We start from the raw sequence: 12,304 nt of genomic DNA, 5'->3' as shown, positions 1-12,304 counted from the left end.
TACAACTACGAGGATGCCGTTCTTCTTTCAGAGCGTCTCGTAGAGTATGATGTGTATACATCAGTTCATATCGAGGAATATGAGGTAGAGTCACGTGATACAAAGCTCGGACCTGAGGAGATTACACGTGATGTCCCTGGTGTCGGCGACGACGCACTCAAGGACCTTGATGAGAGAGGTATCATCCGTGTAGGCGCAGAGGTTCGTGCCGGTGATATCCTTGTAGGAAAGGTTACACCAAAGGGTGAGACAGAGCTTACAGCAGAGGAGAGACTTCTTCGTGCCATCTTTGGTGAGAAGGCAAGAGAGGTTCGTGATACATCACTTAAGGTACCTCATGGTGCTTACGGTATCATTGTTGATGCCAAGGTATTTACAAGAGAGAACGGCGATGAGCTTTCTCCGGGAGTAAACCAGTCAGTCCGTATCTACATTGCACAGAAGAGAAAGATTTCTGTCGGTGATAAGATGGCCGGACGTCACGGTAACAAGGGTGTCGTTTCCCGTGTGCTTCCTGTTGAGGATATGCCATTCCTTCCAAACGGACGTCCACTGGATATCGTACTTAACCCACTCGGTGTTCCTTCACGAATGAACATCGGTCAGGTCCTTGAGATTCACCTGAGTCTCGCTGCAAAGGCACTTGGCTTCAATATCTCAACTCCTGTATTTGACGGAGCAAACGAGGTAGATATCGAGGATACACTTGAGCTTGCAAATGATTACGTAAATCTTCCGTTCGATAAGGAAGAACTTGAAAAGGATTTACAGGCTGAGCATCCATATTGGAGCGCAGATGCTGAAATCTTCTATGATAAATATGTTGATACACTCCGTGAGGACGTTATGGAATACCTTTCAACAAACAGAGCTCACAGAAGCTTATGGAAGGGCGTTCCGATTTCAAAGGATGGAAAGGTACAGCTTCGTGATGGTAGAACAGGTGAGTGCTTCGATGGAAAGACAACTATCGGACACATGCATTACCTTAAGCTGCATCATCTTGTTGACGATAAGATCCATGCACGTTCAACAGGTCCTTACTCATTAGTTACACAGCAGCCACTCGGTGGTAAGGCACAGTTCGGTGGACAGCGTTTCGGAGAGATGGAGGTTTGGGCTCTTGAGGCATATGGTGCTGCATATACACTCCAGGAGATCCTTACAATGAAGTCCGATGATGTTGTTGGCCGTGTCAAGACCTACGAGGCTATCATCAAGGGTGAGAATATCCCTGAGCCTGGTATTCCAGAGTCATTCAAGGTACTTCTCAAAGAGCTTCAGGCACTTGGTCTGGATGTCAAGGTACTTGATGAGAACAGAGAAGAGGTTGAGCTTATCGAGACAAGTGAGTACGGTAATACAGATATCAACTCAATTATCGGAAACGATAAGGACTATGCATTCGAGGACAGTGAGTCATTCGCAGAGCATGGTTTCTCAAAGAAAGAATTTGATGACAACGAAGAGCTTGTTGACATAGAAGAGGAAGAGTCTCCTGAGACAGCGGATGACGATATTTTTGCTGATGAAGTTCTTGATGACGAAGAATAATTAGAAGGGAGTGCCAAAATGCCAGAAACAAATAATATAGAAAATAATCAGGCAATGCAGTTTGATGCGATTCAGATTGGATTAGCATCTCCTGAAAAGATCAGAGAGTGGTCACATGGCGAGGTTAAAAAGCCTGAGACTATTAACTATAGAACATTAAAGCCTGAAAAAGACGGTCTTTTCTGCGAGAAGATTTTCGGACCAACGAAGGACTGGGAGTGTCATTGTGGTAAATACAAGAAGATACGTTATAAGGGTGTTGTCTGCGACCGATGTGGCGTAGAAATCACAAAGTCAAGCGTTCGTAGAGAGCGTATGGGACACATCGAGCTTGCTGCTCCTGTATCTCATATCTGGTATTTCAAGGGTATCCCATCACGTATGGGACTCATCCTTGACTTATCTCCACGTGTACTTGAGAGAGTACTGTACTTTGCTTCATATATTGTGCTTGACCCGGGCGAGACAAAGCTTGCATACAAGCAGATTCTCAACGAGTCAGAGTACCAGGAGGCATGCGATACTTATGGCCGCTCAGCATTCCGTGTAGGAATGGGTGCTGAGTCTATCCATGAGCTTTTAGCAGCAATCGATCTCGAGAAGGATTCGGCAGAGCTTAAGGCAGAGCTTGAGAATGCTACAGGCCAGAAGCGTGCACGTATCATCAAGAGACTTGAGGTTGTAGAGGCTTTCCGTGAGTCAGGAAACAAGCCTGAGTGGATGATTATGACAGTTATTCCTGTTATTCCACCGGATCTTCGTCCAATGGTTCAGCTCGATGGAGGACGTTTCGCAACAAGTGATCTTAACGACCTTTACAGACGAATCATCAACCGTAACAACCGTCTTAGAAGACTTCTTGATCTTGGAGCACCGGATATCATCGTTCGTAACGAGAAACGTATGCTTCAGGAGGCTGTCGATGCACTTATCGACAACGGCCGTCGTGGACGTCCTGTTACCGGTCCTGGAAACAGAGCCCTTAAGTCTCTTTCAGACATGCTCAAGGGAAAGGGAGGACGTTTCCGTCAGAACCTTCTCGGAAAGCGAGTTGACTACTCAGGTCGTTCGGTTATCTGTGTAGAGCCAAAGCTTAAGATTTATCAGTGTGGTCTTCCAAAGGAGATGGCTATCGAGCTTTTCAAGCCATTCGTTATGAAGGAGCTTGCTGCTAACGGAACCGCACACAACATAAAGAGTGCAAAGAAGATGGTTGAGAGACTTCAGCCGGAGGTATGGGATGTCCTTGAGGACGTCATCAAAGAGCATCCGGTTATGCTTAACCGAGCTCCTACACTCCACAGACTTGGAATCCAGGCCTTCGAGCCAATCCTTGTAGAGGGTAAGGCAATCAAGCTTCATCCACTCGTATGTACAGCGTTCAACGCCGATTTCGATGGAGACCAGATGGCTGTACATCTTCCACTGACTGCTGAGGCACAGGCTGAGTGCAGATTCATGCTTCTGTCACCTAACAACCTGCTTAAGCCTTCCGATGGTGGACTTGTAGCCGTTCCTTCACAGGATATGATCCTTGGAGTTTACTACCTCACAATGAGAAAGCTCGCTGATTACAAGGATGATCCAAAGATGGTTGCACAGGTGTCATCAGACACTGTATACAATGATATTGAGGAGCTTAGAAAGCTTACAACTCCTGACGACAAGACAGGAAAGGCTGAGCTTGGCTTATATGACCTCATCTGGTTTGAGGATGTCACAGACGGAAATCGTCGTGTGCTTTGCAGACCTATAGATCTTCTCGGCCGTTACTATGGAAGTGTTAACCTTGCAATGCTCGCTTACGAGAACAAGGAGATTACACTTCACCAGAATATCTTTGTACACCGTACAGTAAAGCTTGCTGACGGCACAGAGGTTTCAGGTTTTACAGAGACAACAGTAGGACTTTTGATATTCAATGAGAACATTCCTCAGGATCTTGGTTTTGTAGACAGATCAAATGCAGAGAATGCACTCAAGTTTGAGGTTGAGTTCCATGTTGGTAAGAAGCAGATCAAGCAGATCCTTGAGAAGGTTATCAACACACACGGAGCTACAACAACAGCAGAGGTTCTTGACAACGTCAAGGCTATGGGATACAAGTATTCAACCCAGGCTGCCATGACAGTTTCAATTTCAGATATGACAGTGCCACCACAGAAGCCACAGATGATCGCTGATGCACAGGACACTGTAGATAAGATTACAAGACAGTACAAGCGTGGACTTATCACTGATGAGGAGCGTTACAAAGAGGTTATCGAGACATGGAAGGATACAGATGATGCCCTTACAAAGGCTCTTCTTACAGGTCTTGATAAGTACAACAACATCTTCATGATGGCAGATTCCGGAGCCCGTGGATCTGATAAGCAGATCAAACAGCTTGCAGGTATGCGAGGACTCATGGCTGATACAACAGGTCGTACAATCGAGCTTCCTATCAAGTCATGCTTCCGTGAGGGTCTTGACGTACTCGAGTACTTCATGTCAGCACATGGAGCTCGTAAGGGACTTTCAGATACAGCGCTTCGTACAGCCGATTCAGGATACCTTACAAGACGTCTTGTAGATGTTTCGCAGCATATGATCGTTCGTGAGTCAGACTGCTGTGCAGGCACAGGACGTGAGATTCCGGGAATGGTTGTAAAGGCATTCATGGAGGGTCGAGAGGAAATCGAGAGCCTTCAGGAGAGAATTACAGGTCGTTTCTCTTGCAACACAATCTGCGATAAGGATGGCAATGTAATCGTTAAGGCCAACCACATGATTACACCAAAGCGTGCAGCAAAGGTTATGTCAGAGGGTGTTGACGAGAACGGAAATCCAATCACACAGGTTAAGATCCGTACAGTGCTTACCTGTCGTTCACACATGGGAGTATGTGCTAAGTGTTACGGTTCAAACCTTGCAACAGGCCAGGCAGTACAGGTCGGTGAAGCAATCGGTATCATCGCAGCACAGTCAATCGGTGAGCCTGGTACACAGCTTACCATGAGAACCTTCCATACAGGTGGTGTTGCCGGTGGAGATATCACACAGGGTCTTCCTCGAGTAGAGGAGATTTTTGAGGCACGTAAGCCTAAGGGACTCGCTATTATCACAGAGTTCGGCGGAATTGCCACAATCAAGGATACAAAGAAGAAGCGTGAGGTTATCGTTACAAACAACGAGACAGGCGAGACAAAGGCTTACCTCATTCCTTACGGCTCACGTATCAAGGTTGTAGACGGACAGGAGCTTGAGGCCGGCGACGAGCTGACAGAGGGTTCTGTAAATCCACACGATATCCTCAAGATCAAGGGTGTTCGTGCGGTTCAGGATTACATGCTCCGCGAGGTACAGCGTGTTTACCGTTTACAGGGTGTTGAGATCAACGACAAGCATGTCGAGGTTATCGTTCGTCAGTGCTTACAGAAGATCCGCGTAGAGGAGCCGGGAGATTCAGATTTACTTCCGGGCAGCATGGTTGATTCCCTTGACTTCTTAGAGCTCAACGAGAAGCTTGAGGAAGAGGGCAAGGAGCTTGCAGTTGGTTCACAGGTATTACTTGGAATCACAAAGGCCTCTCTTGCAACCAACTCATTCCTGTCAGCAGCTTCATTCCAGGAGACCACAAAGGTTCTTACTGAGGCAGCAATCAAGGGCAAGGTTGATCCACTTATCGGTATGAAGGAGAACGTAATTATCGGTAAGCTCATCCCAGCCGGAACTGGTATGAAGATTTATCGTAACATCAAGCTTGACAGCGATGTAAACGATGATGATACACTTGATTTTGATGATGATGACTTTGCGGATTTCGCAGAGGAAGAGGCAGTCGGAATCATTGATACAGATGCTGAATCAGTTGATGTAGAATAATTACTGATGTTTGTGCTTAAACTACAGAAGCTGTTACAAACCAAAAACAAAGAAGTCCGGGAAACCGGGCTTCTTTCTTGTATTATATTGAAAACAAAATTGGTCTTGACAAAACAGACAAGGATTTGTATAATATTTTAGCGTGCATAAGATTGCACTGCTTAAAATAAAACAGGAGGTGAAAATAATGCCAACATTTAACCAGTTAGTAAGAAAAGGACGTCAGACATCTGTAAAGAAGTCTACAGCACCAGCTCTTCAGAGAAGCTTTAACTCTCTTCAGAAGAAGCCAATCAACACTTCTTCTCCACAGAAGCGTGGTGTATGTACAGCTGTTAAGACAGCTACTCCTAAGAAGCCTAACTCAGCTCTTAGAAAGATCGCCAGAGTTCGTCTTTCAAACGGAATCGAAGTAACTTCATACATTCCTGGTGAGGGACACAACTTACAGGAGCATAGTGTTGTTCTGATTCGTGGTGGCCGTGTTAAGGATTTACCAGGTACACGTTACCATATCATCCGTGGTACATTAGATACTGCAGGTGTTGCAAACAGAAAACAGGCTCGCTCTAAGTACGGCGCAAAGAGACCAAAAGCTGCTAAATAATTTAGCAACATTGTGTATCACAAACAGAACTAAAGTAGGTTAGTGTTGGGATTAGACCTGCAGATGCAGGATTTCACTTTATGAATACAATTCCGCACGAACACATTAGAGAGACACATGTGAGTACCGATGAATTAATCCACAAATATCATGATTAAGGAGGGAAGTAACGTGCCACGTAAAGGACATACTCAGAAAAGAGACGTATTAGCAGATCCAATGTACAACAGCAAAGTAGTTACAAAGCTTGTTAACAGCATTATGTTAGACGGTAAGAAAGGCGTAGCTCAGAAGATTGTATACGGAGCATTTGCTACAGTAGAAGAGAAGACAGGAAGACCAGCTCTTGAAGTATTCGAAGAGGCTATGAACAATGTAATGCCAGCTCTCGAAGTAAAAGCAAGACGTATCGGTGGTGCCACATATCAGGTACCAATCGAGGTTCGCCCTGATCGTCGTCAGGCTTTAGGCCTTCGTTGGTTAACAGCATTCTCACGTGCCAGAGGAGAGAAAACTCAGGCTGAGAGATTAGCTAACGAGATCATGGATGCAGCTAACAACACAGGCGCATCTGTTAAGAGAAAAGAAGATATGCACAAGATGGCAGAGGCAAACAAGGCATTCGCACATTACAGATTCTAGTTTCTGTAAGAAGCATACGGCTTTGCTTTTGGTTCATGCTGCAAGCCGGATTTGCAACAGAGTCCGGTTGTGCATAGGACATTAAATATAGGAGGAAAAAACCTTGGCTGGAAGAGAATATCCACTTGAGAGAACCAGAAATATTGGAATCATGGCTCATATCGATGCTGGTAAAACAACACTGACAGAGCGTATTCTTTATTATACTGGTATTAACTATAAAATCGGTGATACTCATGAAGGTACTGCTACCATGGACTGGATGGAGCAGGAGCAGGAAAGAGGTATTACAATTACTTCTGCCGCTACAACATGTCACTGGACACTTGAAGAGTTCACTAAACCAAAGCCAGGAGCACTTGAGCATCGTATCAACATCATCGATACACCGGGCCACGTTGACTTCACAGTAGAAGTTGAGCGTTCACTCCGTGTACTTGATGGCGCAGTTGGTGTGTTCTGTGCAAAGGGTGGTGTTGAGCCTCAGTCAGAGAACGTTTGGCGTCAGGCTGACACATATAATGTACCTCGTATGGCATTCATCAATAAGATGGATATCTTAGGTGCAAACTTCTACGGAGCTGTTGACCAGATTCGTACAAGATTAGGAAAAAATGCTATCGTACTTCAGTTACCAATCGGTAAAGAGGACGATTTCAAAGGAATCATCGACCTTTTCGAGATGAAGGCATATATCTACAATGATGAGAAGGGTGACGATATCACAGTTACTGATGATCTTGGAGATATGGCTGATCAGGCTGCAGAGTACCGTACAGAGCTCATTGAGAAAATCTGTGAGTTAGATGACGATCTCATGATGCAGTATCTTGAGGGTGAGGAGCCATCTGTAGAGGATATGAAGAAGGTTCTTCGTAAAGCAACATGTGAGTGTACAGCAGTACCTGTATGTTGTGGTTCTGCATACCGTAACAAGGGTGTACAGAAGTTACTTGACGCTATCGTTGAGTACATGCCAGCTCCTACAGATATCCCTTCAATCAAGGGAACAGATCTTGAGGGAAATGAGATTGAGAGACATTCATCAGATGATGAGCCATTCTCAGCACTTGCATTCAAGATCATGGCAGATCCATTCGTAGGAAAGCTTGCATTCTTCCGTGTTTACTCAGGAAAATGTAAGGCAGGATCATATGTATTAAATGCAACAAAGGATAAGAAAGAGCGTATCGGACGTATTCTTCAGATGCATGCTAATAAGAGACAGGAGTTGGATGAGGTTTACTCAGGCGATATCGCTGCTGCTGTTGGATTTAAGTTCACAACAACAGGTGATACAATCTGTGATGAGCAGCATCCGGTTATTCTTGAGTCTATGGAGTTCCCAGAGCCAGTTATCGAGCTCGCTATCGAGCCTAAGACAAAAGCTGGACAGGGCAAGTTAGGTGAGGCTCTTGCAAAGCTTGCAGAGGAGGATCCTACATTCCGTGCTCATACTGATCAGGAAACAGGTCAGACAATCATCGCTGGTATGGGTGAGCTTCACCTTGAGATCATCGTTGACCGTCTTCTCCGTGAGTTCAAGGTTGAGGCAAACGTTGGTGCACCTCAGGTTGCTTACAAGGAGACATTTACAAAGGCTGTTGATCAGGAATACAAATATGCTAAGCAGTCAGGTGGACGTGGACAGTACGGACACTGTAAGGTACGCTTCGAGCCAATGGATGCCAATGGAGAAGAGCTTTTCAAGTTCGATTCAGAGGTTGTCGGTGGTGCTATTCCAAAGGAGTACATCCCATCAATCGGCGAAGGTATCGAGGAGGCTACAAAGGCCGGTTCTCTTGGTGGATTCCCAGTAGTTGGTATCCATGCAACAGTATACGATGGATCTTACCATGAGGTCGATTCATCAGAGATGGCATTCCACATTGCCGGATCTATGTGTTTCAAAGAGGCTATGGCAAAGGCATCACCTGTATTACTTGAGCCTATCATGAAGGTAGAGGTTACAATGCCTGAGGAGTACATGGGAGACGTTATCGGTGACGTTAACTCTCGTCGTGGACGTATCGAGGGTATGGATGATCTCGGCGGTGGAAAGATTGTACATGCATATGTACCACTTGCAGAGATGTTCGGTTACTCTACAGACCTTCGTTCTAAGACACAGGGACGTGGAAACTACTCAATGTTCTTCGATAGATATGAGCCGGTTCCAAAGAATGTACAGGACAAGGTTCTTGCTAACCACGCAAAATAATTGTAGATTAGCAAACAATTTATAGTACAAATGATGAAATATATACTATATATGGTATAAAAATCAAAAATAAAGGCATTTCCCCTTGAAAAAGGGGGATTTGCCATAAAATTTACTTGAAAAAACTTTGATTATTTCGTATAATCAAAGCAGTCGGTAGATTATAAAAATAGCCCATGGGGCATAAAAGTTTAAGGAGGACGTTTCAAAATGGCAAAGGCTAAATTTGAAAGAACAAAACCACATTGTAATATTGGTACCATCGGTCACGTAGATCATGGTAAAACAACTTTAACAGCAGCTATTACAGCAGTATTAGCAGCTCGTGTTGCTGGTAACACAGCTACAGATTTCGCTAACATTGATAAGGCTCCAGAGGAGAGAGAGCGTGGAATCACAATTTCTACAGCTCACGTTGAGTATGAGACAGATAAGAGACATTACGCACACGTTGACTGTCCTGGACATGCTGACTACGTAAAGAACATGATCACTGGTGCAGCTCAGATGGATGGTGCTATCCTCGTTGTTGCTGCTACTGATGGTGTTATGGCTCAGACAAAGGAGCACATCCTTCTTTCTCGTCAGGTAGGTGTTCCTTACATCATCGTATTCCTTAACAAGTGTGATATGGTTGACGACCCAGAGCTTATCGAGCTCGTAGAGATGGAAGTTACAGAGCAGCTTGAGGAGTACGGATTCAATGATTGCCCAATCATCCAGGGATCAGCTCTTAAGGCTCTTGAGGATCCAAACGGACCTTGGGGAGACAAGATCATGGAGCTTATGGATACTGTTGATTCTTACATCCCAGATCCACAGCGTGATACAGATAAGCCATTCCTTATGCCAGTAGAGGACGTATTCACAATCACAGGTCGTGGTACTGTTGCAACTGGTAGAGTAGAGCGTGGTACACTTCACCTCAACGACGAGTTAGAGATCCTTGGTGTTAAAGAGGACGTTCAGAAGACTGTTGTTACTGGAATCGAGATGTTCCGTAAGCAGTTAGACGAGGCTCAGGCTGGTGATAACATCGGAGCACTTCTCCGTGGTGTTAACCGTGACCAGATCGTTCGTGGACAGGTTCTTGCTAAGCCTGGTACAGTAACATGTCACCGTAAGTTCACAGCCCAGGTTTACGTTCTTACAAAGGACGAGGGTGGACGTCATACTCCATTCTTCAACAACTATCGTCCACAGTTCTACTTCAGAACAACAGACGTAACAGGTGTTTGCGAGCTTCCAGCAGGAACAGAGATGTGCATGCCTGGTGATAACGTAGAGATGACAATCGAGCTCATCCATCCAGTAGCTATGGAGCAGGGTCTTACATTCGCTATCCGTGAGGGTGGACGTACAGTAGGATCTGGACGTGTTGCTACAGTTATCGAGTAATCTTAACTGATTATTTAAATATGCAATAAAATCAAGGCTTCCGAGATTTTTCTCGGGAGCCTTTTTTGATGATTATTCCTTATGGATCTAAAATGGAGCTATTTTGAATTATATAGCCACAAAGCAGCAATCTAAATAATCAAGTCAAATAATCTAATCAAACATTTTAATCAATCAAATATGAAGTGACATTTCCTTATATTAATGCTATACTTAATCTAAATATGTGAATTAAAATTAGAACTAATATTTTATTAAAAACGTAACTATTCAGAACCGCAGAGAATAAAAAAGCGGTGAGACCTATAGCTACTATCAAATTTAAACTTGGTTAAAATTCAGTTAAAACACAGGAGGAACACAATGGTTAAACACATTATTTTATGGACACTCAAGGACGAGTACACGCAGGCGCAGAAGGAAGAAATACGTGCCGGCATAAAGGAAGGCTTAGAAGGACTTAAGGGACAGATTCCGGGCATGCTTGATATTTCAGTACGCACAGATTATCTTCCGACATCTACCGTAGATGTGATGCTTGATACTACATTTGAGGATGCTGATGCACTTGCGGCATACGCAAAGAACCCTAAGCATGTTGCTGTGGCTGATACCAAGGTGAGACCATTTACTGCAAATAGGGCATGTATGGATTTCGAGGTGTAATAAACGGGTGATTGGTGTATTTGACTATAAATCTTTTCTAAAATTAGGCGATATGTCAAAAATGACGAATATTGTCAAATTATCATTGAAATAGTACTATGGTAATGATATAATAATCTTACTGTATAGAACGAAACCTAAATAAGAAAGGGAGAATTACATATGGGTGAGGAAGCTAAAAGCAAAATAATGGAAATGCCACTTCAGCAGAGACTGAAATATGGCTATAAGAAAGTATTGGATATGCTGCTTGTATCAGGAGGTATATCAATTGTAGCAATTTTACTGGTTTATTTTGGTGCAAAGGCTAATATCTTTGGTGCCGAGTCAGGAACAGTTGCTACGTTTTTCCTGATTATAGGACTGGCTAATGTAATAATAGTTGGAATTGTAGCCACAATGATTGCCAAAAAAATCAGTAATCAGGTTATTGATTCTGTTCTTGAGCCGTTACAGCAGATTGAGGTAGTGGCAGGAGAGCTTGTTAATGGAAATCTTCACAGCAATCTGGAGTATCATTCAGATGATGAGATTGGCAAGCTGGCACATGACCTTAGAAAGTCTATCAGGACACTTGGCTCATATATTGATGATATCGACCTGACTATGAGACAGTTTGCTGATGGCAATTTCAACTTCAAGCCACAGGTGGAGTGGAAAGGCGATTTTGTAGGAATTAAGGAATCAATCGTTGCTTTCGAGGAGAGCATGTCAGATACAGTCAGTGGTATTCAGAGAGCTGCCAATGAGGTTTCAAACGGTGCTGGGCAGGTAGCTGCCAGCTCTAGTGACCTTGCGCAGGGCGCAACAGACCAGGCCGCTGTTGTTGAGGAGCTTACAGCCACACTTGCTTCTGTAGCGGATCAGGTAGCTGAAAATGCAGAGCATGCAAAGGAAATCAGCCAGAAGGTTGACGGACTCGGAACTGAGATTATGGATAGCAACGGACAGATGCACGAGATGGTTACATCCATGAATGAAATCAATGAGGCATCTCAGGAAATCGGTAAAATCATCGCAACAATCAATGAGATTGCATCACAGACAAACCTTCTTGCACTCAATGCCTCTATCGAGGCAGCCAGAGCAGGAGAGGCAGGAAAAGGCTTTGCAGTTGTTGCAGACCAGGTTACTGTACTTGCTGAGCAGAGTGCAAATGCTGCTAAGGAGTCAGCAGCTCTTATCGAGTCTTCAGTCAAGGCTGTTGAAAAAGGAATGGTTATTGCAGGCAAGACAGCATCGCAGCTTGAGGAGGTTGCCGGCAATTCCAAGACTATCACAGATGAGGTTAATGGAATCGCAGAGACACTTGAGACACAGACAGATGCTATCAAGCAGATTAATAATGG

Annotated in this window: 8 protein-coding genes; all 8 read left to right on the top strand. The window is 44.3% G+C overall.

What is annotated here, in order from left to right:
* Window positions 1-1,554: DNA-directed RNA polymerase subunit beta (locus ACW6PM_RS12585; RefSeq protein WP_456057374.1), on the top strand; the 1,554-nt coding region annotated here is incomplete at its 5' end.
* An 18-nt stretch (window positions 1,555-1,572) separates the two neighbouring features.
* The gene (rpoC, locus tag ACW6PM_RS12580; protein ID WP_330023046.1) at window positions 1,573-5,421 is read left to right on the top strand and encodes a DNA-directed RNA polymerase subunit beta'; all 3,849 of its coding nucleotides are present in this window, start codon (window positions 1,573-1,575) and stop codon (window positions 5,419-5,421) included.
* Between the two features lie 187 nt (window positions 5,422-5,608).
* Window positions 5,609-6,028, top strand: a complete 420-nt coding sequence (gene rpsL / locus ACW6PM_RS12575) for a 30S ribosomal protein S12 (RefSeq protein ID WP_015515519.1) — start codon at window positions 5,609-5,611, stop codon at window positions 6,026-6,028.
* Window positions 6,029-6,199: 171 nt separating this feature from the next.
* The gene (gene rpsG / locus ACW6PM_RS12570; protein ID WP_022292741.1) at window positions 6,200-6,670 is read left to right on the top strand and encodes a 30S ribosomal protein S7; all 471 of its coding nucleotides are present in this window, start codon (window positions 6,200-6,202) and stop codon (window positions 6,668-6,670) included.
* Between the two features lie 103 nt (window positions 6,671-6,773).
* On the top strand, window positions 6,774-8,891 hold the full coding sequence (gene fusA / locus ACW6PM_RS12565; RefSeq protein WP_117685497.1) for an elongation factor G: 2,118 nt from the start codon (window positions 6,774-6,776) through the stop codon (window positions 8,889-8,891).
* 210 nt (window positions 8,892-9,101) lie between these two features.
* A complete protein-coding gene (tuf, locus tag ACW6PM_RS12560) occupies window positions 9,102-10,289 on the top strand; it encodes an elongation factor Tu (RefSeq protein WP_456057373.1) in 1,188 nt (395 codons plus the stop codon).
* A 363-nt stretch (window positions 10,290-10,652) separates the two neighbouring features.
* Window positions 10,653-10,955: a Dabb family protein gene (locus ACW6PM_RS12555; RefSeq protein WP_308650182.1), complete on the top strand. Its 303-nt coding sequence runs from the start codon at window positions 10,653-10,655 to the stop codon at window positions 10,953-10,955.
* A gap of 162 nt (window positions 10,956-11,117) precedes the next feature.
* A partial coding sequence (locus ACW6PM_RS12550; RefSeq protein WP_456057372.1) for a methyl-accepting chemotaxis protein occupies window positions 11,118-12,304 on the top strand: 1,187 nt, incomplete at its 3' end.

The sequence above is a fragment of the Agathobacter sp. genome (genome assembly GCF_977054825.1).
This window is presented reverse-complemented; position numbering and strand designations above follow the sequence as displayed.

Excerpts from the sequence above, each read along its gene's own strand:
- ACW6PM_RS12555 (WP_308650182.1), top strand. The coding sequence starts at position 10,653 with ATGGTTAAACACATTATTTTATGGACACTCAAGGACGAGTACACGCAG.
- tuf (WP_456057373.1), top strand. The coding sequence starts at position 9,102 with ATGGCAAAGGCTAAATTTGAAAGAACAAAACCACATTGTAATATTGGT.
- rpsL (WP_015515519.1), top strand. The coding sequence starts at position 5,609 with ATGCCAACATTTAACCAGTTAGTAAGAAAAGGACGTCAGACATCTGTA.
- rpoC (WP_330023046.1), top strand. The coding sequence starts at position 1,573 with ATGCCAGAAACAAATAATATAGAAAATAATCAGGCAATGCAGTTTGAT.